23 protein-coding genes and 1 pseudogene are annotated in these 26413 nt (G+C 64.6%); 13 read left to right on the forward strand and 11 right to left on the reverse strand.

Annotated features, from left to right (window positions below; genetic code table 11):
• Positions 1 to 37: 37 nt before the first annotated feature.
• The 5 genes and pseudogenes from ACSQ3Z_RS16875 to ACSQ3Z_RS16895 all read left to right on the forward strand — a co-directional run bounded on the left by ACSQ3Z_RS16875 (position 38) and on the right by ACSQ3Z_RS16895 (position 7197).
• Positions 38 to 1678 carry a LuxR C-terminal-related transcriptional regulator gene (locus tag ACSQ3Z_RS16875; RefSeq protein WP_436173921.1) on the forward strand — a complete coding sequence of 547 codons (1641 nt, stop codon included), beginning with the start codon at positions 38 to 40 and terminating at the stop codon, positions 1676 to 1678.
• Positions 1679 to 1830: 152 nt separating this feature from the next.
• Positions 1831 to 3114, forward strand: coding sequence for a flavin-containing monooxygenase (locus ACSQ3Z_RS16880; protein ID WP_436172454.1), 1284 nt, complete (start codon positions 1831 to 1833; stop codon positions 3112 to 3114).
• Positions 3115 to 3252: 138 nt separating this feature from the next.
• A complete protein-coding gene (locus tag ACSQ3Z_RS16885; protein WP_436172455.1) occupies positions 3253 to 6039 on the forward strand; it encodes an ATP-dependent helicase in 2787 nt (928 codons plus the stop codon).
• 291 nt (positions 6040 to 6330) lie between these two features.
• A pseudogene (locus ACSQ3Z_RS16890) lies at positions 6331 to 6927 on the forward strand (IS630 family transposase); the annotation flags it as partial.
• A 15-nt stretch (positions 6928 to 6942) separates the two neighbouring features.
• The gene (locus ACSQ3Z_RS16895) at positions 6943 to 7197 is read left to right on the forward strand and encodes a hypothetical protein (protein ID WP_436172456.1); all 255 of its coding nucleotides are present in this window, start codon (positions 6943 to 6945) and stop codon (positions 7195 to 7197) included.
• A gap of 34 nt (positions 7198 to 7231) precedes the next feature.
• Here the strand turns inward: ACSQ3Z_RS16895 and ACSQ3Z_RS16900 are convergent, their stop codons facing one another.
• The 5 genes from ACSQ3Z_RS16900 to ACSQ3Z_RS16920 all read right to left on the reverse strand — a co-directional run bounded on the left by ACSQ3Z_RS16900 (position 7232) and on the right by ACSQ3Z_RS16920 (position 12189).
• On the reverse strand, positions 7232 to 8281 hold the full coding sequence (locus ACSQ3Z_RS16900) for an ABC transporter permease (protein ID WP_436172457.1): 1050 nt from the start codon (positions 8279 to 8281) through the stop codon (positions 7232 to 7234).
• On the reverse strand, positions 8278 to 9075 hold the full coding sequence (locus ACSQ3Z_RS16905) for an ATP-binding cassette domain-containing protein (protein WP_436172458.1): 798 nt from the start codon (positions 9073 to 9075) through the stop codon (positions 8278 to 8280). The genes ACSQ3Z_RS16900 and ACSQ3Z_RS16905 overlap by 4 nt, the downstream gene beginning before the upstream one ends.
• A gap of 64 nt (positions 9076 to 9139) precedes the next feature.
• Positions 9140 to 10147 (reverse strand): substrate-binding domain-containing protein, encoded by a 1008-nt coding sequence (locus ACSQ3Z_RS16910; protein ID WP_436172459.1) that lies wholly within the window; start codon positions 10145 to 10147, stop codon positions 9140 to 9142.
• A 105-nt stretch (positions 10148 to 10252) separates the two neighbouring features.
• On the reverse strand, positions 10253 to 11161 hold the full coding sequence (locus tag ACSQ3Z_RS16915) for a sugar phosphate isomerase/epimerase family protein (RefSeq protein WP_436172460.1): 909 nt from the start codon (positions 11159 to 11161) through the stop codon (positions 10253 to 10255).
• A complete protein-coding gene (locus ACSQ3Z_RS16920; RefSeq protein ID WP_436172461.1) occupies positions 11158 to 12189 on the reverse strand; it encodes a Gfo/Idh/MocA family protein in 1032 nt (343 codons plus the stop codon). Before ACSQ3Z_RS16920 ends, ACSQ3Z_RS16915 begins: the two co-directional genes overlap by 4 nt.
• 195 nt (positions 12190 to 12384) lie before the next feature.
• Here ACSQ3Z_RS16920 and ACSQ3Z_RS16925 point away from each other — a divergent pair, with 195 nt between their 5' ends.
• Both ACSQ3Z_RS16925 and ACSQ3Z_RS16930 read left to right on the forward strand, forming a co-directional pair.
• Positions 12385 to 13410, forward strand: coding sequence for a LacI family DNA-binding transcriptional regulator (locus ACSQ3Z_RS16925; RefSeq protein ID WP_436172462.1), 1026 nt, complete (start codon positions 12385 to 12387; stop codon positions 13408 to 13410).
• A gap of 150 nt (positions 13411 to 13560) precedes the next feature.
• A complete protein-coding gene (locus ACSQ3Z_RS16930; protein WP_436172463.1) occupies positions 13561 to 15027 on the forward strand; it encodes an esterase-like activity of phytase family protein in 1467 nt (488 codons plus the stop codon).
• A gap of 78 nt (positions 15028 to 15105) precedes the next feature.
• Here the strand turns inward: ACSQ3Z_RS16930 and ACSQ3Z_RS16935 are convergent, their stop codons facing one another.
• Positions 15106 to 15900: a L,D-transpeptidase gene (locus ACSQ3Z_RS16935; RefSeq protein WP_436172464.1), complete on the reverse strand. Its 795-nt coding sequence runs from the start codon at positions 15898 to 15900 to the stop codon at positions 15106 to 15108.
• Positions 15901 to 16111: 211 nt separating this feature from the next.
• Between ACSQ3Z_RS16935 and ACSQ3Z_RS16940 the strand changes: the two genes are divergently transcribed.
• Positions 16112 to 17584 carry an MATE family efflux transporter gene (locus tag ACSQ3Z_RS16940; RefSeq protein ID WP_436172465.1) on the forward strand — a complete coding sequence of 491 codons (1473 nt, stop codon included), beginning with the start codon at positions 16112 to 16114 and terminating at the stop codon, positions 17582 to 17584.
• Positions 17585 to 17587: 3 nt separating this feature from the next.
• Here the strand turns inward: ACSQ3Z_RS16940 and ACSQ3Z_RS16945 are convergent, their stop codons facing one another.
• Positions 17588 to 18796, reverse strand: a complete 1209-nt coding sequence (locus tag ACSQ3Z_RS16945; protein WP_436172466.1) for an MFS transporter — start codon at positions 18794 to 18796, stop codon at positions 17588 to 17590.
• A 152-nt stretch (positions 18797 to 18948) separates the two neighbouring features.
• Between ACSQ3Z_RS16945 and ACSQ3Z_RS16950 the strand changes: the two genes are divergently transcribed.
• The gene (locus ACSQ3Z_RS16950) at positions 18949 to 19524 is read left to right on the forward strand and encodes a TMEM175 family protein (RefSeq protein ID WP_436172467.1); all 576 of its coding nucleotides are present in this window, start codon (positions 18949 to 18951) and stop codon (positions 19522 to 19524) included.
• Between the two features lie 6 nt (positions 19525 to 19530).
• On the opposite strand, the gene ACSQ3Z_RS16955 is transcribed toward ACSQ3Z_RS16950, so the two are convergent.
• Positions 19531 to 19812 carry a hypothetical protein gene (locus ACSQ3Z_RS16955; protein ID WP_192180865.1) on the reverse strand — a complete coding sequence of 94 codons (282 nt, stop codon included), beginning with the start codon at positions 19810 to 19812 and terminating at the stop codon, positions 19531 to 19533.
• 133 nt (positions 19813 to 19945) lie between these two features.
• Between ACSQ3Z_RS16955 and ACSQ3Z_RS16960 the strand changes: the two genes are divergently transcribed.
• Entirely contained in the window at positions 19946 to 20812 is an 867-nt protein-coding gene (locus ACSQ3Z_RS16960) for an SDR family NAD(P)-dependent oxidoreductase (protein WP_436172468.1), read from the forward strand.
• Positions 20813 to 20815: 3 nt separating this feature from the next.
• Here the strand turns inward: ACSQ3Z_RS16960 and ACSQ3Z_RS16965 are convergent, their stop codons facing one another.
• The 3 genes from ACSQ3Z_RS16965 to ACSQ3Z_RS16975 all read right to left on the reverse strand — a co-directional run bounded on the left by ACSQ3Z_RS16965 (position 20816) and on the right by ACSQ3Z_RS16975 (position 22727).
• Positions 20816 to 21244 carry a low affinity iron permease family protein gene (locus ACSQ3Z_RS16965; RefSeq protein ID WP_436172469.1) on the reverse strand — a complete coding sequence of 143 codons (429 nt, stop codon included), beginning with the start codon at positions 21242 to 21244 and terminating at the stop codon, positions 20816 to 20818.
• 282 nt (positions 21245 to 21526) lie between these two features.
• Complete coding sequence (locus tag ACSQ3Z_RS16970) at positions 21527 to 22168, reverse strand: DapH/DapD/GlmU-related protein (protein WP_436172470.1); 642 nt, start codon at positions 22166 to 22168, stop codon at positions 21527 to 21529.
• A 70-nt stretch (positions 22169 to 22238) separates the two neighbouring features.
• Positions 22239 to 22727, reverse strand: coding sequence for a CreA family protein (locus tag ACSQ3Z_RS16975; protein ID WP_436172471.1), 489 nt, complete (start codon positions 22725 to 22727; stop codon positions 22239 to 22241).
• A gap of 207 nt (positions 22728 to 22934) precedes the next feature.
• Here ACSQ3Z_RS16975 and ACSQ3Z_RS16980 point away from each other — a divergent pair, with 207 nt between their 5' ends.
• From ACSQ3Z_RS16980 to ACSQ3Z_RS16990, 3 genes are all read left to right on the forward strand, one after another.
• Complete coding sequence (locus tag ACSQ3Z_RS16980) at positions 22935 to 23510, forward strand: SCO family protein (RefSeq protein WP_436172472.1); 576 nt, start codon at positions 22935 to 22937, stop codon at positions 23508 to 23510.
• Between the two features lie 86 nt (positions 23511 to 23596).
• Positions 23597 to 24469: a 50S ribosomal protein L11 methyltransferase gene (locus tag ACSQ3Z_RS16985; protein WP_436172473.1), complete on the forward strand. Its 873-nt coding sequence runs from the start codon at positions 23597 to 23599 to the stop codon at positions 24467 to 24469.
• A gap of 97 nt (positions 24470 to 24566) precedes the next feature.
• Positions 24567 to 26411 carry an aminopeptidase P family protein gene (locus tag ACSQ3Z_RS16990; protein ID WP_436172474.1) on the forward strand — a complete coding sequence of 615 codons (1845 nt, stop codon included), beginning with the start codon at positions 24567 to 24569 and terminating at the stop codon, positions 26409 to 26411.
• Positions 26412 to 26413 lie beyond the last annotated feature (2 nt).

Genomic DNA, 26413 nt, shown 5'->3' on the forward strand with positions numbered 1-26413 from the left:
TTCTTCTGCCGGTTATCGGGCAATGCTATGCTTGCCTATGAAAGCCGATGCCGCCACGTTGCTCGAACGGGCCCGCCATGCCTATGGACAGCGGGCATGGGCGGATGCATTCGAGCTGCTGCGGGCGACCGACGAGATCACGCCTCTCGGCGTGGAAGACCTCGAACGGCTGCTCTGGACGGCCGGCATGCTGGACCGCGATCAGGATATCTTCGCCGCCGGCGAGCGTCTCTTCAACATGCACATCGAAGCCGGCCGTGACGACCAGGCGGCGTATTGGGCGTTCTTCCGTGGCTTCCGGCTTCTGACGTTGGGCGAGGAAGGCCACGCAACCGCCATTATCCAGCAGGCGCAGCGCCTGGCGGATGGCTTTGGCCGCGAATGCGCGGCGCATGGCTATCTGATGCTGCTGGCGGCCCAAAAGGAAATCATGACCGGCAACGACCCGGCATCGGAGACGCTCGCGCGGCAGGCGCTGGCGATCGGCGAACGCTGTTGCGACATCGACCTGATCGCCTTCGCCAGATGCTATCTCGGCCGCGCGCTGGTGCGGCAGGGCCGGGTCGAGGAAGGCATCGCCTCGCTCGACGAGGCCATGCTGCCGGCTGCCGACGGCAAGCTGTCACCCATTGTCACCGGCCTCATCTACTGCAACCTCATCGCCGCATGCCGGCAGGTCTATGCGTTCGAGCGTTCACGCGAATGGACCGAGGCGCTGTCGAACTGGTGCGGAACCCAGCCGCAACTGGTTCAGTTCAACGGCGTCTGCCTGTTGCATCGGGCCGAGATCATGGAGTTGAACGGCGCCTGGCAGGAGTCCATCGCAGAGGCACGCCGCGCGACACTGTCGCTGGCCCACACCACCAGCAACGAAGCGGCAGCTGGGGCGGCTTACCAGGAGGCCGAAATCCATCGGCTGCGCGGCGAGTTCGCCGCCGCCGAGGACCTCTACCGCACCGCCAGCCGGCTCGGACTCGAGCCGCAGCCCGGCATGGCGCTGCTGCGCCTCATGCAGGGCCGCTCTGAACAGGCGGCGGCAACCATTCGCCGTGTGCTGGCCACGACCAAGGCTCCGCTCGGCCGTGCCCGTCTGCTGCCGGCACTGGTCGAGATCACGATGGCCGCGGGCGCTGTCGACGAGGCGCGCGAAGCCTGCGCAGAGCTGGAGGCGATCGCCGGCTGCTTCGCTACCGAGATCCTCGTCGCGATGGCCTCGCAAGCGAGAGGCCAGATCGAAATGGCTGGAGGTGACGCCGCGGCCGCGCTTGGCCACTTCCGCGCCGCGCTGACGACCTGGCAGCGTGCCGGCGCTCCCTATCTTGAGGCGCGTCTGCGCGTGCTGGCCGGCCAAGCCTGCCGCATGCTTGGCGACGAGGACGGAGCCGAGCTGGAATTCGAGGCCGCCAAGTCGATTTTCGCCGCACTTGGCGCCGCGCCCGACCTCGCCCGCGTCGATCTGCTGATCCGACCGACAACTTCACCTTCGCATGGCCTGACGCGGCGCGAGATCGAGGTCCTCGGCCTTGTCGCTACCGGCAAGACAAACAGGCTGATCGCCACAGACCTCGGTCTCAGCGAAAAGACCGTCGACCGGCATGTCAGCAACATCTTCGACAAGCTGGCGGTCAATTCACGCGCTGCCGCGACAGCCTACGCCTTCCAGAACGGGTTGCTCTGACATCCGAAAGATCGCGTGCACGACGATGCGACGTGGGCATGGGGGAAAATCCCCATGCCGCCTCTTTTCCGTCGTGGGGTGTCTCCCCGAAGCGCCGCCGCGCCGGATCGCTATTTTCGCTCCATGGCTGACGAAAACCGCATGGAGCGATCATGAACCAGATTTCGACACCTCGTCCGACCTCAAGCCCCGCACTGAACCCGCAGGGCCGCCGCGTCGGCATCACCGAGACCAGGGTGCGCGCCGGCGCATTGCTGGAACAAGGCGCGGCGTTCATGCAACTGGAGGCTGGCACCCTGCAGGCAGCGGGCAGCCAAGCGCCATCGGGCGACGAGAGGCGGCCCGCGCTCAGGGAAGAGCATGTCGATGTCGTCGTCATCGGCGCCGGCCAGAACGGCCTGTCCGTCGGCTACCATCTGGCCCGCAAGGGCGTGAAGTTCGTCATCCTGGAGGCACGCGAACGTGTCGGCGACATCTGGCGTTCGCGCTGGGATTCGCTGCGCCTGTTCACGCCGGCACGCTTTGACGGGCTGGCCGGCATGCCCTTCCCCGCCGCCCGCTATTCCTTCCCGACCAAGGACGAAATGGCGGATTACCTGGAAGCCTACGCCAGGAAGTTTTCCTTACCGGTACGCACTGGCGTCAAGGTCGACGAGGTGACTCGTTCCGGCGATCGCTACGTCGTCACTGCCGGCCAGACCCGGTACGTCGCCGGGCATGTCGTGGCCGCGGCCTCGAGCTACCAGAAGCCGAAGATCCCGGATTTCGCGGCGTCGCTCGATCCGTCGATCCGGCAATTTCACTCGGGCGTCTACAAGAACCCTGGGCAGCTCAATCCGGGCAGCGTGCTGCTGGTTGGTGCCAGCAATTCCGGTGCGGAAATCGCCATGGATCTCGCGCCCACGCACCAGGTCTGGCTGGCCGGCCGACATCCGGGCCACATCCCGGTCGCCTACAATGGCTATTTCGCCGTGCGTCTGGTGCTGCCGGTCGTCCTCCGCATCGTTTTCCATCGGCTGCTCACGGTCGACACGCCGATGGGCCGTAGGGCCAAGCCGCAGCAGCTGTCGCATGGCCTGCCGCTGATCCGGGTCAAGCCGCAAGATCTGGATGCCGCCGGCGTCCGCCGGGTCTCCCGCGTCGCCGGCGTCCGTGACGGCAAGCCGATGCTCGACGACGGCCAGCTTCTCGACGTTTCGAACGTCATCTGGTGCACCGGTTTCCGGGCCGGGCTGGATTGGATCAAGCTGCCGATCTTCGACGACACCGGCCGGGTGAAGCAGTATCGCGGCGCCGTGGACGGCGAACCCGGCCTCTATGTCTGCGGCCTGCATTTCCAGCACTCGACGTCTTCCACCATGATCCACGGCGCAGCACGCGATGCCGGTTATGTGGCGGACAAGATCAGCGAGCGGATGCGGGTTGCCGCCAAGTAGGCCGCAAGGGCGCCCTTGTGCGGATTGTCGGGCGCCGGGCGACAATATTCGCACGGCTCCCGGCAATTGCGCCTCCAAACCAGAACAAAACGGAGACACTTCTGGCCTTTCGCTGCCGAATCACTACATTCGGGGGCAATGTCCGGCTTTTCGGAAGACATGCCCTTTTTTGACGAACCGAATGCGCGGCCCGCGGCCTCGTCGGGCATCGCCGCGCGCGCCATGGCCGCCCGCAGCGGTCAGAACAGCGCGCCCGACTATCTGAAGGGGTTGAACCCCGAGCAGCGGCTGGCGGTGGAAACCACCGAAGGCCCGGTTCTGGTGCTGGCCGGGGCCGGCACCGGCAAGACCCGGGTGCTGACCACCCGCATCGCCCACATCCTTGCCACCGGCAAGGCCTTCCCCTCACAGATCCTTGCCGTCACCTTCACCAACAAGGCCGCGCGCGAGATGAAGCAGCGCATCGGCATCCTGATCGGCGAAGGCAATGTCGAGGGCATGCCGTGGCTCGGCACCTTCCACTCGATCGGCGTCAAGCTGCTGCGCCGCCATGCGGAACTCGCCGGGCTCAAATCCGATTTCACCATCCTCGACACCGACGATGTCGTGCGCCTGATCAAGCAAATCATCCAGGCCGAGGGATTGGACGACAAGCGCTGGCCGGCCAAGCAGTTCGCCCAAATGATCGACGGCTGGAAAAACAAGGGGCAGGGCCCCGCCGACATCCCCGAAGGCGATGCCCGCAGCTTCGCCAACGGCAAGGGCCGCGAACTCTACAGGGCCTATCAGGAGCGGCTGCAGACGCTGAACGCCTGCGACTTCGGCGATCTCTTGTGCCACCCGATCCGCATCTTCCGCGCCTATCCGGACGTGCTGAAGGAATACCACAAGCGCTTCAAATACATCCTCGTCGACGAGTACCAGGACACCAACACCGCCCAATACATGTGGCTGCGGCTTCTGGCGCAACGGCCCGAATCTCCAAGAAGCGGCTCTCCAGGCGGTCGCCATCCCGGTGCGCCCAAATCAGCGGCTGTCGATAGGACAGAAGCGGGCCACTACAGGCCACCAGCTCCTGAAGAGGAGCCGCTAGAGCACGCCTATGAATGGGAGGCTTCGGCCGCAGGCCGCAAGCCCAACCGGGCGTCCGAGCCTTTGCGAGGCCCCCGCGGAGGGCCCGCGCCGGCTGGCGCGGAACAGCCCGTGAGCGACAACAGAGTAAACATCTGCTGCGTCGGCGACGACGACCAATCCATCTATGGCTGGCGTGGCGCCGAGGTCGACAACATCCTGCGCTTCGACAAGGATTTTCCTGGCGCGACCATCATCCGGCTGGAGCGCAACTATCGCTCGACCGCGCACATACTCGGTGCCGCCTCGCATCTCATCGCCCACAATGAGGGCCGCTTCGGCAAGACGCTGTTCACCGACCGCGACGAGCCCGAGGACGACAAGGTGCATGTCCATGCCGCCTGGGATTCCGAGGAAGAAGCCCGCGCCGTCGGTGAGACCATCGAGGCCTACCAGCGCCCCGACAAGCAAGGGAATCGGCATAAGCTGAACGACATGGCCATTCTTGTCCGCGCCTCCTTCCAGATGCGCGAATTCGAGGACCGCTTCGTCACGCTCGGTCTCAACTACCGCGTCATCGGCGGCCCACGCTTCTACGAACGGCTGGAAATCCGTGACGCCATGGCCTTCTTCCGCGTCGTCGCGCAAGGCGCCGACGACCTCGCTTTCGAGCGCATCGTCAACGTGCCGAAGCGCGGCCTCGGCGAAGCCACCATCCGCCAGATCCACGACACGGCGCGCGCTCTACGCATCCCGATGCTGGAGGCCGCCGCCAAGCTCGCCGAGAGCGACGAACTGAAGCCGAAGCCGCGCGCCGCACTGCGCGAGGTCGCCGCCAATTTCGAGCGCTGGCAGAAGGCGCTGGAAACCACGCCGCACACCGAACTCGCCGAGACCATTCTCGAGGAGAGCGGCTACACCGATATGTGGAAGAACGACCGCTCGGCGGAAGCGCCGGGCCGGCTGGAAAACCTCAAGGAGCTGATCCGCTCCATGGAGGAGTATGAATCGCTGCGCTCCTTCCTCGAACATGTCGCGCTGGTCATGGACGCCGAGCAGAATGCCGAGCTCGACGCCGTCAACATCATGACGCTGCACTCGGCCAAGGGACTCGAATTCGAGACCGTGTTTCTCCCCGGCTGGGAGGAAGGCCTGTTCCCGCACCAGCGCGCGCTGGATGAAGGCGGCCGCTCCGGGCTGGAGGAAGAGCGCCGGCTGGCCTATGTCGGCCTGACCCGCGCCAAGAAGAACCTGCACCTCTGGTTCGTCTCCAACCGCCGCATCCACGGCCTGTGGCAATCGACCATCCCGTCCCGCTTCCTCGAGGAACTGCCGGATGCCCATGTCGACGTCGCCGAAAGCGGCAGCTCCTACGGCGGCTACGGCAATTCCTATGGCGGCGGCTCGTTCGCCTCGGGACGGGGCGGCCAGGGAGCAGGAAGACAGAACCCTTACGGTGCCTCGCGCTTCGACAACATCGGCGAGGAAAAGACGGGGAGTTTTTCCAACACCTATGCGACGCCGGGCTGGCAGCGCGCGCAAGCCAACCGCACCGAGGCGACCGACCGCAACTGGGGCTCGCGCTCCGGCCATCAGGTCGAGCGCATTGGCTATGGCGAGACCGATAGCGGCTACGGCGCCGGCCGCACCTCGGTCAAAGGCCGCACCATCGACGGCGAACTGGTCGCCAAATCCGTCGCCGACACCCCGTCGGCCTTCAAGCTCGGCGACCGCGTCTTCCACCAGAAATTCGGCAATGGCAACATTTCGGCCATCGACGGCAACAAGCTGACCATCGACTTCGACAAGGCCGGCCAGAAACGCGTGCTGGACGGGTTCGTCGCGGCGGTGTGAGTAATCCAGCCCTGATCAAGGCACGCAATGACTAGCCCTATCCGCTTCGCCGGCATGGACCTTGATGACGAAAGGTGGACGCTCTTCCTGGGCGGGTATCGCGTCCCCTATGATCCGCGAAAGGCGCTTCGGTCTCTCGAACTGGAAGAGGACGTCGAGGCCGCTTGGCAAGAATTGGCCACCGAACTCTATCACCAAGGGGACGTCGGAGAGGCATCCTACGCCGCCGTCCCTCATTTGGTCCGGATCCATGAGCAGCGAGGCGTTCCTGACTGGAACACATATGCACTAGACCTTGAGCAGGCCCGTGCCGACATTGCTCGTCGCCGCCAGCGCTGGAGGTCGTGGCAGGGTCGCCTCGATCCGGCGCGTCTGGTCTTCATCGACGAGACGTGGATCAAGACCAACATGGCTCCGCTGCGAGGTTGGGGGCCGAAGGGCAAGCGGCTGCGCGGCTTGGCTCCGCACGGCCACTGGCGCACGCTGACCTTCCTCGGCGCGTTGCGCTGCGATCGGCTCGCGGCACCTTGCGTCTTCGACGGACCAATCAACGGCCAATGCTTCCGTGCTTATGTCGAGCAGCAGCTTGTCACCGTGCTGAGGCCCGGTGACATCGTCGTCGTGGATAATCTCGGAAGTCATAAGTCGGCGGCCATCAGGCAGATGATCAAGGCTGCCGGCGCCAGGCTCTGGTACCTGCCGCCCTACTCCCCGGACCTCAATCCGATCGAGCAGGCCTTCGCCAAGATCAAACACTGGATGCGCCAAGCCCAGAAGCGCACCGTCGAGGACACTTGGCGCCACATCGGCCACCTCGTCGCCACCATCGAACCCGGCGAATGCAAGAACTACTTCGCAAACGCCGGATACGCTTCCGTCAAAACGTGAAAGGCTCTAGTCGCGATGATTGAGGAGGCGCGGCAGATCGGGAAAAACCCTGTCCTGACGGCCGATCTCCAAGAACCCTACCAGCAGGCATGGCGACACCTCGTTCAGATCGGTCTCCGGGAACTTGATGCAGCCGAAGAGTCGTTGCTCGTCTCATGCATCATCGCCGTGATCGCAATGGGCAAAAGCCAGTTCAACCTTGGTCGGTTCGCCGTCCTGTTCGATGAAGACGAGCGCAAGGAATTCTTCAACCAAGCCGTATGGCCCTGATATCCCTGGCAATCGCAGAGCTACAGAGTTTTGCTCACCGATAGCGCGCCTGGTTCCATTTGTGGCCGAGCAGCGACAGGATGATGATCAGCCCGTTGAAGAACTGCACGTAGAAGCCGCTCAACCCCGCCGCCACCACGCCGGTCTGGATGAACGACACGGTGACAGCGCCGATCGCACCGCCGACCACCGTGCCGATGCCGCCCCAGGTCGGCGTGCCGCCGACGAACACCGAGGCCAGCACCGGCAAGAGATAGCCGTCGCCTGCCGTCGGCCACCAGGTGAAGTTGATCATCACCGAAAACGTGCCGGCGATCGCCGCCCCAATACCGACGAAGACAAACACTTTCACCCGCACGCGCTTGACGTCGATGCCCATCTGCTGGGCGCTGTCCGGGTTGTCGCCGACCACCCTCACCTGCGTGCCGAAGCGGTGGCGGTTGTAGAGCATCGCCGACAGCACGACGAAGGCGATGGCCCAGAAGATCTGCACCGGGATGCCGTAGAGCTGGCTGGAGAAGATCGTGTAGGCCCAGCTGTCGGCCAGGCCGGTCAGCGCCATCGACTTGCCCTCGTTGATGATCTGGATCAGGCCGCGCAGCAGGAAATTCATGCCGAGCGTGGCGATCAGCGACGACAGCCCGCCATAGACGACCAGCGACCCGACCAGGAAGCCGAGCAGCGTGCCGGTAACGATAGCGGCGGCAATGCCGAGGAACGGATCGTAGCCGGCCTGCACCACTAGGGCGAAGACCCAGGAGGCAAACCCCATCGTCGCCGGAAACGACAGGTCGATCTCGCCGCAGGTGACGACGAAGACCAGCGGCACCACCACGAACAGCGCCACCGGCAGCGTGGTGAGCACCGACCTGTAGAGGTGCCAGGTGGTGAAGACTGTCGGGTTGGCGATCATGAACACCGCCATCATGACGATGAACACGCCGAGCGTGCCGAGCGAGGCGCGGTTGTCGAGAACGAAACCGCGCAGCCAGTGATCGGATGGGTGCTTCCACTCCGTCCGTGCCGGTTCGCCGCGAGACAGGCCGAGAGGATTCTGCAGATCGGGTTCCATGGTCTTGCTCATCGCACTCGCTGCTCCGTTTCGCCGGCGTCATGCAGCCCCGCCAGCCCGCCTGGGTGTGCCACGTCTTCCATGAAGTTGATCAGATCCTCGGCCGACTTGACCTCACTGCGATCGGCGGTCAGCGCCACCTTGCCGCGATCGAGCACCACGAAACGGTCGGCGATGTCGAAGACATGATGGATGTTGTGGCCGATGAACAGGATCGAGCGGCCGCTGGCCCGCACCTGGCGCACGAAGTGAAACACCTTGGCGGTTTCGGTCAGCGACAGCGCCGTTGTCGGCTCGTCGAGGATGATCAGCTCCGCCTGCTTGTAGATGGCGCGCGCGATCGCCACACCCTGGCGCTCGCCGCCCGAAAGCTGGCCGACGATCGAATGCGGCGTGAATACTTTCGAGGTGAAGCCGATCTCGCGCATCAGCCGGCTCGCCTCCTCGATCTCCTTGTTGACCTTCAGCCAACCGAGAAAGCCGGTGAGTTCGCGGCCCATGAAGATGTTGCGCACGATGGTCTGCTGCACGGCCAGTGCCCGGTCCTGGAACACCGTTTCGATGCCGGCGTCGCGCGAGCGCGCGGCACTCCATCCGGTCACCGGCTTGCCGCGGACGAGGATTTCGCCGCTGGTCGGCTTGACCACGCCGGACAGGATCTTGATCAGCGTCGACTTGCCGGCGCCGTTGTCGCCGATCAGGCCGACCACCTCGCCGCGGTCGACGCTAAGATTGACCCCACCAAGCGCATAGACCTGGCCGTAGGATTTGCTGATGTCGCGCAGTTCGATGATGCGTTCGGCCATGGCGGTCCTCGCTTGGTTCCGGCTGCCGGTCGGGCCTATCCGACCGGCATGCCGAGGTTACGGGTCAGCGCAGCGCCTGCTTGGCGAGCTCGGAGACGATCTCGTAGTTCTGCGGCGTGACGAAGCCGGCACCGGTGTCGACATTCATCGGCGCCAGGCCCAGCACCACTTGCTGGCAGAGGCTGAGGATCGGCAGATAGCCTTGCAGGAACGGCTGCTGGTCGGCCGTCAGTTGCACCCAGCCGCCCTTGAAGGCCTCGACGATCTGCGGGCTGGTGTCGAAGCCGAAGTTGAAGATGTCGCCGGGCTTCCTTCCTGCGGCCTGCATGTATGTCGGCACGTTGCCCAGCATCTGCCCGCCGGGATAACCGACGGCCTTGACAGCGGGATTGTTGAGCAGCGCGGCGGTGATCACCGGGATCGCGAGATTCGGATCGGCTGCCCACTCGGTTTGAGAATTGATTTGAACGACCTCGATGCCGGCCTCTTTCAGTGCGGCGACTGTCCCACGCTCGCGTGCGCCCCGACTCTCGTTTTCGAACGGGCCGATCATGATCGCCTTGTCGCCGGCCTTCAGCCCGGCCAGTTTGAACGCCTCGGCGCCGAGCGCACGGCCCTGCTGCTCCTGCTGGGCGCCGACATAGCCGCCGCCGAACGCCGCCGTCACCGTCGGCACCGGCACGTTCTGATACATCATCTTGATGCCATCCTTATGCGCCTGTTCGGCGAGCGGCATGATGGCGGCGTCGCCCGGATGACCCATCATGGCGATACCACCAGGCTTGACCGCGACCGCTTCGCGCAATTGCTGCACCATCTTTTCGACGTCCCAGCCGGAGAAGATGTAGTCGACCTTCGGCCCGAGATCGGCCTCGGCCTGCTTGGCGCCATTGTAGACGATGGTGCCGAAAGCGTCGCCCTCGGCGCCGCCGACGAAGAAGCGGATGTGGACGTCCTTGCACCATTTGGCGTCGAGCGCCTGCGCGGGCAAGGTCGAGATTGCAGCGGCGAGCGCCGTGGCGGCAGCCACAACGGTCGAGCGCAGAAGTGTCGTTCTCATCGCGATGCTCATGCACGTTCCTCCCTTTTGGTCCCTCGCAAGCCGAGGGGTTTTCGACGATGGCTTCGGCTTGGCGCCGCAGTTCCTGGCCGGCCGGCTCCTCCCGCCGACCAATCCTCACATTGGATTTGGCAGGTAGCTGACACCTCCCCTGCATTGCTGGAGGTATTCCAGCGCGCGGACCTGCCCGGTGATCTCCAGATCGCCGCGATAGACCGGGTCGTGCCAGCCCTCGATGTCGATGGCGCCCTTGTACCCGGCCAGCCGCAATTCGCTGATTACCCTGGTCCAGTCGCTGTCGCCGAAGCCCGGCGTGCGCATCTGCACGAACGGCAGGCGGCCGAACACGCCATGCTCGCGGATCACGTCCCAGCGCACCGTCGCGTCCTTGCCGTGGACATGGAAAATGCGCGGCGCCCATTTGCGGATCTGCGGCATCGGATCGATGAGATAGACGAGCTGGTGGCAGGGCTCCCATTCGAGGCCGAGATTGTCGTCTGGCAATTCGTTGAACATCAACTCCCAGGCATCCGGATTGTGGGCGATGTTCCAGTCGCCGCTAGCCCAGTTGCCATCCATGGCGCAATTCTCGAAAGCGATGCGCACGCCCTTGTCGGCGGCACGCTTGGCCAGCGGCCCCCACACTTCGCGGTAGCGCGGCAGGCTGTCCGTCAGCGGCTTGCCGCGGAGGCGGCCGGTGAAGCCGCTGACCGTGGAAGTGCCGAACAGATGCGCATTGTCAATGACCGTTTCCCAGGCCTTCAGCACACCGAGATCGACATCGCCGCTCTCCAGCGGATTGCCGAACACGCCGATCGAGGACACGGTGGCGTCGGCCTCGCCGATCGCCTCGCGGATCTGGCCGGCCAGCCGCGGCAGATCCTTGCCGCCCAGCGTCTGCCAGAAGAACGGCTGGATGCTCTCGAAACCGAGTGGCAGGATCTCTCTGATGTAGGCCGCGGGGTCGTCGAGATTGGCCCGCACCATGGTGCCGATGCGGATGTCGAGAAGCGGGTTTGGCATCATTGTGCTTCCTGTGTGATTGCCACGCGGCCTCCGGTTTCGGCGCTTTCTATCGCGCCGAAGACCATGGCCAGGCTCTTGATGTTGTCTGCGCCCCGCGTTTCCGGCTCGGTGCCGGTCTCAATGGCGTGCATGAAATCCCTGATGATGCCGAGATGGCCGTCGACGCGGTCAGCGGGGTCGAGCGGCGGCACTTCAACCGGCTCGGTTTTGTCGAAAAGGCCGTCGCGGACAGGCAGCACAAGTTCCGCCGTCAGCGCGTCGTGACCGTCCCAGAGCAGGCTGCCGTGCTCGGCGACGATGCGCCAGCTGCCCTCCCAACTGGTGCGGAAACCTGCGGCGCACCAGGAACCGGCATAGGTAAAGACCTTGCCGCCGCCGAGGTCGAAGACGGCATTGGCCGACGACCCCTGCCGGTACCAGGAATTGGCCGGCTCCCATTCCTGGCAAAAGACACTGGCCGGCTCGCCGCCGACCATGTAGCGGGCGGCGTCGAATGTGTGGATCGCCATGTCTAAAAGCAGGACATGCGCCATCTCCTCGCGAAAGCCGCCGAAATGCGGTGCGACGAAAAAGTCGGCGTGGATGCTGGTCGCGGCCCCAATGGCGCCAGAGTCCAGAAAGCGCCTGATGCGCCTGACATTGGCGACATAGCGACGGTTCTGCACGACGGCATGGACACGCCCAGCGCGGCGCGCGGCCTCGACGATGGCGCGCGCATTCTCCGGGCTGTCGGCCAGCGGCTTTTCGGTCAAGAGATGGCAATTATGCGCAAAGGCGGATAGCGCAACCTCGCGCCGGGCAGCGGGTACCACGACGTCGAACACCGCGTCGGGCCTGGTCTGATCGAGCACAGCGTCGAGGCTGATCCCGATGACGGCACCGGTGAGTTCGTACTCGCGCGCCCTCGCCTTCGCCCGCTCGGCGTCGAGATCGACAAGGCCGACAATCGCGAGCCCGTCGATCTGCCCTACGGCATCGAGCCAGTGCTTGCTCATCGCGCCACAGCCGACGAGGACGACATTCATCATCCAGCGCTCCTCCTCCCGTTCGGTCCCTCCTGACCGAAGCCACGGCATCCACGACATCACCGTAAACGTTTTTCCGTAAACGTTTACGACAACACACCCGATGGAGTAGAATGTCAATTGGCCGCTCGCGAAAATAGTCTTATCGCCTTGGCCTCAGCACCGGCCAATGCTAGCGAAGGTCGGGGGAGAAAGTCTTTGGCGTCCAGCATCCACGACCTTGCACGTCACCTGAACATTTCGATCGGCACCGTGTCGCGAGCACTCAACGGCCGCGCCGACGTCAATGCCGACACGCGCCAGCGCGTGCTCGAAGCGGCCAAGAAGCTGAACTATTCGCCGAACCAGTCCGGCCGCAGTCTGCGCCGCGGCTCGACTCATTCGATTGCCTTCATGCTGCAGCCGCATCCGGGCGACCAGCAGTATGGCGAGCCCTTCTTCATTCCGTTCCTCACCGGCCTGCAGGCCAGGCTCGCCGAGAGCGGCCTCGACCTCATCGTGGTGATGGGCGCGCCGGGCGACTATCAGCAGGAGCGTCTGCGCCGCGTCGTCGAGACACGCCGTGCCGACGCGGTGGTGCTGGCCTGGACGCGGCGTGAGGACGAGCGCATCGACTATCTGACCGAGGCCGGCTTCCCGTTCGCCACGCTCGGGCGCAGCCGCTCCGGCGGCACGGCCTATCCCTCGCTCGACCTCGACTTCGAAAAGGCCGGCGCCGATGCCGTCGACCGGCTGGTCGCGCGCGGCCACCGCCGCATCGCCGCCATCCGCCCGTCCCTCGACCTCAATTTCGGCCATTTGTTCCTCGCCGGCTACCGCAAGGCCTTGCGCCGGCACGGCATCGAGGTCGATCCCAACCTGATCGCCGACGGCTTCATCAACGAGGCCGGCGGCTATTCGGTGACGCCGCGCGTGATGCTCGCAAAGGACCGGCCCACCGCCATCATCTTCAACAATGACGCCATGGCGCTCGGCGGCTGCAAGGCGATGGCCGAGATGGGCATCAGGCCCGGCCACGACATCGCCGTGATCGTCATCGTCGACACCCCGCTCTGCCGCTATTTCTCACCGGCGCTGACCGGCTTCCGCCCGTCGCTGGAGCCGATGGGACAAAGGCTGGCCGAAATGCTGCTGGCCTCGCTCCCCGCCTTCGCCGGTGAGGAAGGCCCACGCATCATGCGCGAGGTCTGGCCGCTGGAGTTGATTGCGCGGGAGAGTGACTAACTGGACGCCTCTTTCTTCTGTGCGAGAAGGAAGAGGCGCGCCCCCGCCCTGTCACGCAAGTATCATGTTCGCGTCCTAGACCGCTTGGCGGAAAGGTGCTGGCGCCGATGCGACGCCTGCTCCGGGCTGCTTTGTCACAAGGGGATATCCATGAAACATCTCAACCGAACCGTCGCGCTCGGCGCGGCACTCGCTCTGTTCACCGCCTTGACGCCGGCGCTCGCCGAAGGCGTCGCCTATGTCAACAAGGGCTTGGTCGGCGTCGGCCGCATGCCGGCCAACCTGAAGGACAAGTTCGGCGAGACCTTCGGCTCCGGCTCCGGCATGTCGATCGACGTCAAGGGCTGGACCCATGACGCGACCGGCTACAAGGGTTCGCTCTGGCTGCTGCCGGACCGCGGCTACAACGTCGTCGGCACCACCGACTACCGGCCACGCCTCAACACCATTTCCATCGAGCTTGCCCCGACCGCACCCGGCGCGGCACCTGCCGCCGGCCAGGAACAGTCCGGCGTCAAGGCGACGCTCGCCGACTCGATGCTGCTGACCGACGACAAGGGCGCCGATGCCACCGGCCTCGACCCGCTTAACGGCGTGCGTCCCGCCGCCGGCGACATGCCGATCCTGCCGCAGGCCGACAATGGCAAGCTGGCGCTGGACAATGAAGCGATCGTGCACCTGCCCGACGGCACCATGTTCATCTCCGACGAATACGGCCCGAACATCTACCGCTTCTCGGCCGACGGCCATCTGCTATCGGCGACGCAGCCGCCCGCCGCACTCGTGCCGATGCGTCACGGCGCGCCGAATTTCGCCTCGGACAATCCCGGCCCTGGTGCCGCCGAGCCCGATCCGAAGGATCCCGAGACCGGCCGCCAGAACAACCAGGGCCTCGAAGGCATGGCGATGACGCCGGACGGCAAGTTCCTGATCGCCGTGCTGCAGTCCGCGCCGCGCCAGGATGGCGGCGATTCCGGTTCGACGCGCCAGAACACCAGGGCGCTGGTCTATGACGCCTCCGACCTCGCCCACCTCAAGCTGGCGCACGAATACATCGTGCCGCTGCCGGTGTTCAAGGACGCCAAGGACAAGACCAAGGTGGCGGCGCAGAGCGAGATCGTCGCGCTGTCGGACAAGACCTTCCTGATGCTGACGCGCGACAGCGGCAACGGCCAGGGCGTGAAGGGCGATGAGTCGCTTCTGCGCAGGATCAATGTCGTCGATCTTTCGGCGGCAACCGACATCGCCGGCGGCCCGTTCGACGCCGCCGACAAGCCGGTGGCGCCCAAGGGCGTGCTCGACCCGTCGGTGACGCCGGCCAAGCTGACGCCGTTCATCGACCTGAACGACAAGGCCGAGCTCGGCCGCTTCGGCCTGCACAATGGCAAGCCCAACGACAAGAACAACCTCTCGGAAAAGTGGGAGGCGATGTCGCTGGTCAGCGTTCTCGATCCAAAGCTGCCCGACGACTATTTCCTGTTCGTCGCCAACGACAACGACTTCATGACCCAGGACGGCTTCCAGGTCGGCGCGCCCTACAAGGCCGAGGACGGCGCCGACGTCGACACCATGTTCCTGGTTTATCAGGTCACGCTGCCGAACCTCGCCACGAACTAGCTGCATCCTTGAAGGCGGACGCGATCAGCGCGTCCGCCTTCAAGTCGTTTGTCGACGTCGGCAATGCTGTGAAGGCACCTACTTCAATATCTCCGCGTCCCTTGGCACACCGGCATCGATCGGCTCGGCCGTCCTGTTCGACACTGCCGTCATCTTCCCGGCGGCCGACAGGTTCGGGCGCACGTAGACCTGCGCGACGCCGTTGACCCGGCTGTAGAGGTCGATGATGTCCTGGTTCATGAAGCGCACACAGCCGGACGAGGCGTTCTTGCCGATGGAATCCCACTCCGGCGTGCCGTGCAGCCGGTACATCGTGTCCTTGCCGTCGCGGAACAGATACAGCGCACGCGCGCCCAGCGGGCTCTGCGGGCCAGGCGGCATGCCGTCCTTGTATTTCGCCAGTTCCGGTCGGCGCTGGATCATTTCCGGCGGCGGCGTCCAGACCGGCCACTTCTTCCTCGCCTGAACCACGGCACTGCCGGTCCATCCGAAACCGGCCTTGCCGAGGCTGACGCCGTAGCGGATCGCCGTGCCGCCATCGCGCACCAGATAGAGAAAATGCTCGGAGGTATCGACGACGATCGTGCCGGGTTTTTCTCCGGTCGGGTCGGGCACGATCTGGCGCACGAACTTCGGATCGAGCTTGGCCACCGGGATCGCCGGCAGTTGATAGCCCTCGTCGACGCGCGCCGCATACATGTTTGTGGCAGCGCCGAAAGCCGAGTCGCTCGGCGGCGGCGCCGCTGGCACTGGCGGCGTGACCACGTCCGTCGTGGTGCACGCCGAAAGAGCCACGGAGGCCGCGCCCAAAGCGGATGCACCGAGAAACGAGCGCCGGTTCAGGCACTCAAAAAACTGCGGACTTTCGGACATGACCCCCCCGGCTTATCCATAACGTCTGGTAAGGATGCGGCCCCACGCCACAAGGATCAGTATCCCATTCCGGAAGCTTTGAGAACATGATTAGATCGAGGCACGCCAGAAGACCTTAGGCCAACCTTTTCCGGCGCCCCATCGACCTGTCCCGTTGAATCGGCAATCGTCGCGGACCGGCCCCTGATATGCCTTCGCCGAGTTGCCAGCCATGGACGAAAAAATACCCACGCGCCGGCGCCCTGCCGATCTCACCAGCGGCCCGATCCCGCGCACGCTGCTCTTGTTCGCCCTGCCGGTGCTCGGCTCCAACGTGCTGCAATCGCTCAACGGCTCGATCAACGCCGTCTGGGTCGGCCGCTTCCTCGGCGAAGCGGCGCTGACCGCCACCTCCAATGCCAATCTGGTGCTGTTCCTGATCCTCGGCACCGTGTTCGGCATCGGCATGGCGGCGACCATCCTGGTCGCGCAATCGGTCGGCGCCCGCGACCTGCCTGAAGCGCGGCGCATTGTCGGCACCAGCGCCACCTTCTTCTTCCTCGTCTCGGTGCTGTTAGCTGTCTGCGGCTGGATCTGGGTCGACGCTATCCTCAACACGCTGGGCACGCCGGCCGACGCCCTGCCGCTCGCCCGATCCTACCTGCGCATCATCTTCGTTGCCGTGCCGATGATGAACCTCTTGTCCTTCGTCATTACGGTGCTGCGCGGCGCCGGCGATTCGCGCACGCCGTTCTTCTTCATGGTGCTGGCCGTCGTGCTCGACATCGTCTTGAACCCGCTGCTCATCCGCGGCATCGGCCCCCTCCCCGAACTCGGCATCGCCGGCTCGGCCACGGCGACGCTGATCGGCCAGACGGTGAGCGTGATCGCCATCCTCGTCGTGCTCTATGCCCGCAAGCATCCGCTGAGACTCGCCGGCGCCAACCTCGCTTTGCTACGGCCGGATCCGGCGCTGCTCAGGATCGTCGTCTTCAAGGGCGTGCCGATGGGCCTGCAGATGATCGTTATCTCGGCCGCCGCGCTGACAGTGATGGGCATCGTCAATTCATACGGCTCGCGGGTTGCCGCCGCCTACGGTATCGCCGCGCAGCTCTGGACCTATATCCAGATGCCGGCTTTGGCCATCGGCGCCGCCGTGTCTTCGATGGCGGCGCAAAATGTCGGCGCCGGGCGCTGGGATCGCATCGGCCGGATCGCCGCCTCCGGCGTCGGCTTCAACCTCGTGCTGACCGGCGCGCTGGTCTACCTGCTGTTCCTGTTCGACCGCTCGATCCTCGGCCTGTTCCTCAGCACCGACAGCGCGGCCATCGACATCGCCGCCCACATCAACAATGTCGCGTCCTGGTCGTTCATCCTTTTCGGCGTCACCATCGTGCTGTTCGCCACCGTGCGCGCCACCGGTGCGGTGATGCCGCCGCTGATCATCCTGGTGATCTCGGTGCTGATCGTGCGCACCGGCTTTGCCTACTTCTTCCGAAGCGTGATCGGCGAGGAAGCGCTGTGGTGGAGCTTTCCGGCCGGCTCGATCACCTCGCTGGCGCTCGCCGCCGCCTATTACCGCTTCGGCGGCTGGCGCACCATGCACATGATCGAGAACAGGCCGGCCGCTGGCGAACCGCCGGACACCGGCCTCGGCGTGCCGCGCCAGCGCGCAAACATGGCACCAGAGACGCCGAACGGTTGATGCTCAGCGTGCGTATTTTGCGCCAAACCCCAACGCCACCAATGAGAAGAGGGTGATCATGCCTGCGAAGGCGAGGCTTGCCGTCGTGGAACTTGTCCAGCTTGACAGAAGGCCGATGCCGATGACCGGCAATGCGTTGCCGCAGAAGCAGCAGACGAAGAAGGCCGACACCACTTCGGCGCGACGGTCGGCCGGCGCGATCTGGTTCACCACTTGCAGGCCGCCCCGATAGCCGAGCGCTGCCGCCACGCCGCACAGGGCGGTTCCGGCGATCATCACAGCCATGGAAGCAAGTATCTGCGCCGCCACCACCAGCACAACCGTCGGCACCATCAGCACCAGGGCCGCCAGCATGCTGGCGCGGCTCGGCAGCCGCGCCGTCGCCACAATGGTCGCGGCGGTCACGATCGACAATTCGAAGAACAGCGCGCCGGCTTCCGCGTGGCTGGTCACATGCAGTTGCTGCGCCAGGATACTAGGCGCCAACGCCGCGTAGAAGCCGACCAACGCCATGGCGCCGAAGCCGGTCACGGCGGGCGCCACGAAAGCCGCGCGGAAATCACCAGGGATGGAAAGTCGAGGCCGCATCGAAACATCGGCCAGCCGACCCGGCCGCGCCACGGTCTCGCGCGTGCGCCAGATCAGCGCCGAGACCACGACAAGCACGGCGAGATAGACGGCGAATGTCAGCCGCAGTGGCCAGGGTGCGTATTCGGCCAGCAAGCCCGATACCAGCGCGCCAAGCCCGAGCCCGACGAAATTGGTGCTGGTAGCAATGATGGCGGCGCGCGACTTGTCCTCGCTTTCGACCATCTCGGCGAGCCAGGCAGTGCCGGTTCCTGCGCCGATGCCTACGCCGAGGCCGCTCAGGATCCGGGCCACATCGAGCCAGGCGACATTCTCGGCGAACAAAAACAACGATGCGCTGACCACCGCAATCGCCATTGACGCCAGCGCGGCAGGACGGCGGCCAATGACGTCGGACAATCGTCCGAACATCAGCAGTGCTCCGAGATTGCCGACCACATAGACGGCGTAAACCAGCGTCAGCGTGATCTGCGAGAAACCGAAGGCTTGCTTGTAGATGACGTAAAGCGGCGTCAGTGCCGTGCTGCCAGCGAAAAGCACCGCGATCATTGCAGCGACAGCGGCGATTGCAGCGCCACCGCCGAGTTCGTTGTCTCTCGTCATGGTTTCAGCGTCGATGGTCATTTCGACCTCTACTTTTGCTTTTTGGGGGATACTCGCCTAACGCCTATTTGGGGATGGCCGTTCCGGTTGCCGAACGCGCTCCTGACAATTTTGGCAGTATGGCGCTCGGCCAAATCCTCTCGTAACTTCCGCCAGTCTGCAGGGGAGGAATCATGGGCAAGGGACGAGTCGAAGCGTTCACCGATGGCGTCGTCGCCATCATCATCACCATCATGGTGCTGGAGCTGAAGGTGCCGCATGGCGAGGATTTCTCCGTCCTGGCGCCTTTGTGGCCTGTCTTCTTCAGCTATGTGCTGTCCTTCATCAATGTCGGCATCTACTGGAACAACCTGCACAACATGTTCCACACCGTGCAGCGCGTCGATGGCCTTGTGCTGTGGGCCAATCTCAACCTTCTGTTCTGGCTGTCGCTGATGCCGGTGACGACGGCGTTCATGGGCGAGAACCACTTCGCGCCGGTGCCTGTCGCCGTCTATGGCCTCGACCTTGCGCTTTGTGCGGTCGCCTACACCATTCTCGTCATCAAGCTGCGCCACCTGCACGGCGCCGATACGACCTTCGCAAAAGCAGTCGGCCACGACAGCAAGGGCAAGATCTCGCTGGCGCTCTACATCGCCGGCGTGCTGCTTACCTTCGTCAATCAATGGATCGGCGTCGCCATCTACGTGGCGGTGGCGGTGATCTGGTTCGTGCCGGACAGGCGCTTCGAAAGGCTGATCGAAAAATAGCCGCCGCTATTTTCGCATCGCCTTCAGCTTTTCGGCGACCGACGCGGCAAGATCGGCATAGCGCTCCTCCAGCCGTTCGGCCGCCTTGATGATCGGGAAATCATGGCCGAATTTTTCCAGCGCCATGCGCAGTTTTTCGACGAACTCGGCCTGTTTTTCCAGCGCCGAAAACAGCGTCTTCACCTGCGCCTCGCTGATGTCGGGATTGGCAAGCATCTGCGGCACTTCGCGGCCCATCTGGTCGCCGGTGGCGGTCTGCTCCTTCAGGATCTCGATCCAGTCGGTCAATCGGCAAATCCTTCCTCAGTTCGCGCAACATGCGCAGCGCGTGCCGATGTGGTCAACCCGAAGACGCCGCAAAAGGCTTGCCTGGGCCGCATCGGACGCTAAGTTCGGCGCAACCCCGAACAAGGACAAAATCATGACCAGCGACGCCGAAATCCAAACCGCTTTGCCCGCCCTCGCCTCCGGCAATGTCGCCGTCATCACCGGCAGTGCCAGCGGCATCGGCCTTGCCGCGGCCAAGCGGCTGGCGTCGATGGGCATGAAGATCGTGCTGGCCGACATCGGCGGCGCTCGCCTCGACGCTGCCGCCCGCGCGGTTGCCGCGATCGCCGGCGCGGATGCCGTGCTCGCCGTCGCCACCGACGTCGCGAAGGCGGACGAGGTCGACCGGCTGGCGCAGAAGGCGCTCGATGTCTTCGGCGGCGTGTCGCTGTTGATGAACAATGCCGGCGTCGGCGACAATCCGGGAAAACCCTGGGAAAACCGCGATGCCTGGAAGCGGCTGCTCGACATCAATTTCTGGGGCGTCGTCCATGGCGTCGAGGCATTTGCGCCGACCATGCTGGCATCGGGCAAGCCTGGCCTGATCGTCAACACCGGCTCCAAACAGGGCATAACCACGCCGCCCGGCAACCTCGCCTACAACGTCTCCAAATCAGGCCTGAAGACTTTCACCGAGGGCGTCGCGCATGCCTTGCGCAATGAGTCGGGCGCCAAGCTCTCGGCCCATCTGCTCATCCCCGGCTTTACTTTTACCGGCCTGACCGAAGGCGCGGTGGAAAAACCGGCCGGCGCCTGGACCGGCGAGCAGGTCATCGATTTCATGCTGGCATCGCTCAAGCGCGGCGACTTTTACATCCTCTGTCCCGACAACGAAGTCGCGCGGCCGACGGATGAAAAGCGCATGGCCTGGGCGATCGGCGACATCATCGAAAACCGCCCCGCTCTGTCGCGCTGGCACCCGGATCACAAGGACGCCTTCGCGGCATTCATGAACGATTGACGTTCACGCCGCCTGGCTTTTGGCGCCGCGCTTCTGGGCCACCGCCTTCTTGGCGGCCATGTCGGCGATTTTGCGGTCATGCCGCTTTGCCGCCTGTTCGCATTTGGCGCGGATTTCCTCGACCTCCGATTCGGTCAGATGCTCGATACCGATGAAGGTGTTGTGAGCCCGGCCGACCCGGATCAGTTCGTCAAGCTTGGCCTGGATCGCCGCGCCGTCGCGGTTCTGGGTGTTCTGGATCAGGAACACCATCAGGAAGGTGATGATCGTGGTGCCGGTGTTGATGATCAGCTGCCAGGTGTCGGAAAAGCCGAAGATCGGCCCGGTCACCGCCCAGGCGACGATGATCAGGCAGCAGGCGGCAAATGTCAGCGGCAGCCCGGCAAGATGCGCGACCGTGTTGGCGATCCGGGTGAAAAGCTTCTCGATCATCCAAAGACCTCGACGATTGGCGACATGAGTTCGGCTGGAGACGGAATTCATTGCGCAATCAGAAACTAACGGCGGCTGTTCCGGTTCCCACCCAGCGCCATTTCGCCGGCCACAATCGGATACACGCGCAAAGCGTGGCTCCGGGAAAAACCACCTTATGGGTTTGTTGCCATAGTGCCGGTGCAGGTCGCAAGCCTGTTCCTTCCGCCTTACGGCGGGTTTACCTCCTGCCCCTTCCGCTGCGCCACCCCCGCATGGCGGAAGGGGTTTAATTCCCCAGCATCAAGGCGCGTCGTTTTCCCAGCGGTCGAGGAAGGCCTCGATCGGCAAAACCTGCATGTCGGGCACGGCCCGGGCGAGCCTCTCCGGCGCCCAGTCCCACCATGCCAGGCGTTCGATCCGCGCCGCAATGCCGGGGGCGAAGCGCTGGCGCAGCGGTTTCGCCGGAACGCCTGCGACGATCGCATAGGCCGGCACATCGCGCGTCACCACCGCGTTGGCGCCGACAATGGCGCCATTGCCGATCGTCACTCCCGGCATGATCACCGCGCCGTGGCCGATCCAGACATCGTGGCCGATGCTGACTGACTTTGCCTGCCGCCGCTCACGGAAGCCCGCGTCGACGCCCAGCCAGCGGAAATACTCGTTCGGCCGGTAGCTGACCTTGTGCTGTGTCAGCCGCTCGATTGGATGTTCCAGTGCATTGATGCGGCTGTTGGCGGCAATCGAGCAGAACTTGCCGATCGTCGTGTAGATCGCTTCCGCATGGCGCTCGAAATACGAGAAGTCGCCGACCGTCACCTCGCGCAGCACGACCCGTTCGCCGATCGAGGCGTAGCGTCCGAGCTTGCACGCCTTCAGCTCCGCGGTCGGATGAATGCGCGGCTCGGGATCCTTCAGCACGACGTTTTCGGCACGGTCCATACCGGCGGCTTTACGCCCGGACGATTGGTCCCGCAAGCGGGACCAATCGTCCGTCAGCTGTTGCCAGAGCCTATTTCGGCTTGCCTTTGGTCCACACCACGTTCTGGCCGTAGAGCGGCACCGTGGTGACGGACATCTTCGCCGAACCGTCCTGGACCTGGCGCGAATGCGACAGATAGATCAGCGTCTCGTTCGCCTTGTCGTAGATGCGGTTCACCACCTGCTTCTTCCAGATCAGGCTGATGCCTTGCTTGAAGACTTCCTCGCCGCCCTCGCTCATGTCGATGTCGCCGATGGTGATCGGTCCAGTCTGGCGGCAGGAGATCGAGGAATCGGACGGATCTTCGAACCAGTTGCCCTTCTGCAGGCGGTCGATGACGCCGCGATCGAAATAGGAGACGTGACAGGTGACGCCCTCCACCTTCGGATCCTTGATCGCCTCGACGATGATGTCGTTGCCGAGCCAGTCGACGCCGACCTTGCCCACTTCGTCCGCAGCCGCCACACCGGCGCCAAGGACAAGGCATGCGGCCAGGGCGCCGCCGATCAGTTTTCGCAAATGAGCCTCCTGCGGTTCGCGTTTTGCCGACCTCAGGTGGGACGGGCGGCGGGACTTTGCAAGCAGATCGTCTCCACGCCTCTTGCCCGGTTGCGGCAACGAGACATCTTTGCGTGCGCCACACCAAACCGTTAAGACTGTTCACCGAACAAGGGCTTTCCGCGCCGATCCGGCGCCTGCCACGACAATCACGACGGACACCCATTGATGATGCGTTCAATCCTGGTCGGCATTCTCGTCCTGATGGCGGCGGGCATCGGCTGGCTCACCTTCGACTGGTATCGCGGCCACTATGGCGGCGAGCCGTTCGGGACGCCGTTCACGCTGGTCGACCAGAAGGGCGCCCCGATCACCGAAGCCGCGTTCAGGGGCCATCCCAGCGTCGTCTTCTTCGGTTTCACCCATTGCCCGGAAGTGTGCCCGACCACGCTCTTTGAGCTGGCCGGCTGGCTGAAGACGATGGGCGACAGCGGCAAGAACCTGAATGCCTATTTCGTGACAGTCGACCCGGAGCGCGACACGCCCGAGGTGATGAACACCTATGTCAGCAATTTCTCCGATCGCATCGTCGGAATCACCGGCGATCCGGACAAGGTCCATGCCATGGCCAAGGGCTTCAGCATCTACTGGAAGAAGGTCGACACCGGCGGCGGCGACTACACGATGGACCACACCGCCTCGGTGCTGCTGCTGAATGCCAAGGGTGAATTCTCCGGTACCATCGCCTATGGCGAAAGCCCGGACACGGCAATCGCCAAGCTGAAGCGGCTGGCGGCGGGCTAGAGCATGATCCCGAACCGAAGGACCGCGTCAGCGAAAAGTGGGAACCGGTTTTCGGAAAAGATCATGCTCAAGCAAGAAACAACGTCATGACGCAGACGCGGCTCTACTTCACCACCGGCAAGATCGAGGCCGAGCGTATCTTCGCGGCGCTCGGCGCCACCTTCGAAGATGAGGGCCTGCCAATCGCCGTGCTCGAGGTCGACGAGGATCGCGACATCCACGAAGTGTCGCTCTATGCCGACAGCGACGTCGACGCGGTCGAGGCAAGGGTGAAAAACATTCTTGCCGGGCTCGCCCTGACAAAACCGATCGAGCGCGAAACGCTGCCTGATGTCGACTGGGTGGCGCGCTCCCTGGAAGGGCTGAAGCCGGTGCGCGCCGGGCGTTTCTTCGTCCATGGCGCGCATGACCGCGACAAGCGCCGCAGCGGCGACCTCGCCATCGAGATCGAGGCCGGCCTTGCCTTCGGCACCGGCCATCACGGCACCACATCCGGCTGCCTGGAAATGCTCGAAAAGGTCGTGCGCCGCGAGCATCCGGCGAATGCGCTCGACCTCGGCACCGGCAGCGCCGTGCTGGCGATCGCGCTGGCAAAACTTGCGCATATTCCGGTGCTGGCGACCGATATCGATCCGGTCGCCGTCAAAGTCGCCGCCGCCAATGCCCGCCTCAACCACGTCAAGGCGCTGGTCGAAACGGTGGCGGCGCCTGGCTTCCACCACCCGATCTTTGGTGCGCGCGCGCCCTTCGACCTCATCGTCGCCAACATATTGGCGCGGCCGCTGATGCGGCTGGCGCCGGAAATGGCCAGGCATATATCACTGGGCGGCTCGATCGTGCTCTCCGGCATTCTCGACCGCCAGCGCGACGCGGTGGTCTCGGCCTATGTCGGGCAGCAGTTCCGCCACGTCAGGACCTTGCACCGCGAAGGGTGGGTGACGATCCACCTCAAGCGGTAATCCAACCCGATCCGACCCATCTGGCCCTGCTGAAATCGATTCCGGTTTCCGGGCCTATGCGCTACGGTCGCGGTAAGCATTCGACGGAGACGCCACCATGTTCCAGACCTTTGATTCCGCTGGCGATCCGGCTGTCGGCAAGCCGCGTGTGGCGCTGCTGCGCCAATGGCTGGCGGCCAATGGCCTGGACGGTTTCATCGTGCCTCGCGCCGACGAGCACCAGGGCGAATATGTCGCCGACCGCTCGGCGCGGCTGAAATGGCTGACCGGCTTCAGCGGTTCGGCCGGCGTCGCCATCGTGCTTGCCGCCCGCGCCCTCATGTTCGTCGACGGGCGCTACACCTTGCAGGTGCGCAGCGAGGTCGATCTCGACATTTTTGCGATCGAGAGCCTCGTCGACAACCCGCCCGCCAGCTGGATCAAGGACAATCTCGGCAAGGGTGCCAGGCTCGGCTTCGACCCCTGGCTGCATACGCTGAGCGAGGTCAAGGCGCTGAAAACCTCGGCTGAGCAATCCGGCGCGGTTCTGGTGCCGCTCGAGGAGAACCCGATCGACGTCATCTGGAAGGACCAGCCCGAACCACCGCGAGCGCCGGTTGAGATCCACCCGATCGGCTTTGCCGGCGAACTGGCCAAGGACAAGCTGGTGCGGTTGGCGGCTGCGATCGGCAAGGATGGCGCCACGCACGCGGTGCTGACCGATCCCTCCTCGATCGCCTGGGCCTTCAACATTCGTGGCGGCGACGTGCCGCACACGCCGCTGGCGCTCGGCTTTGCCGTGCTTGCCGGCGATGGCTCGCACCAGCTGTTCATGGACCAGCGCAAATTCTCGCGCACCGTCGCCGCCTACCTGACCCAGCTTGCCGACCTGCACGAACCCGGCGAGTTCGAAGCGGCGATCGCAGCCCTTGCCAAGGGTGGTGCAAAAATCGCGCTCGACCCGGTGCTGGCGGCGGAGAAGCTGAAGATGCTGGTCGAGGGCAATGGCGGCACTGTCGTTGCCGCGCCCGATCCCGCCCGCATTCCGCGTGCCACCAAGAACCAGGCCGAGATCAATGGCAGCCGCGCCGCGCACCGCCGCGACGGCGCCGCCATCGCCAAGCTGCTCTGCTGGCTCGATCGCCAGAAGCCGGGCACGCTCGACGAGATCGCCGTCGTCACCAGGCTGGAGGAGACACGCCGGCAGACCGGCGAGGAAACGCAGATGCCACTGCGCGACGTCTCCTTCGACACCATCTCGGGCGCCGGCCCGAACGGCGCCATCATGCATTACCGCGTGTCCCACGCCACCAGCCGCAAACTCGCCGATGGCGAGCTGTTCCTGCTCGATTCCGGTGGCCAGTACCAGGACGGCACCACCGACATCACCCGCACCGTGCCGATCGGCACGCCGACCGAAGAGATGCGCGAGCGCTTCACGCTGGTGCTGAAGGGCATGATCGGCATTTCCATGCTGCGCTTCCCCGCCGGCACGCGCGGCTCCGAGATTGACGCGGTGGCGCGCATGGCGCTGTGGAAACATGGCTGCGACTTCGCCCACGGCACCGGCCACGGCGTCGGCTCTTATCTCGCCGTGCACGAGGGCCCGCAACGCATCGCCCGCACCGGGACCGAAAAGCTGCTCGCCGGCATGATGCTCTCCAACGAGCCCGGCTATTACAAGCAAGGTTCTTACGGCATCCGCATCGAGAATCTCGTGCTGGTGACCGCGGCCACGCCGATAGACGGCGGCGACATCGCCATGCACGATTTCGAGACGCTGACGCTGGCGCCGATCGACAAGCGATTGATCCGCACCGACCTTTTGACGCGCGACGAACTGCACTGGCTCGACGAGTACCACGCGCGCGTGCTGGCCGAGATCGGACCGATGCTCGAGGGTGAGACGCTGGCCTGGCTGGAGAAGGTTACGGCACCGCTGCCGCACGACGCGAAGATCTGATG

Source organism: Mesorhizobium sp. LjNodule214, assembly GCF_964252735.1.
Classification (GTDB): domain Bacteria; phylum Pseudomonadota; class Alphaproteobacteria; order Rhizobiales; family Rhizobiaceae; genus Mesorhizobium.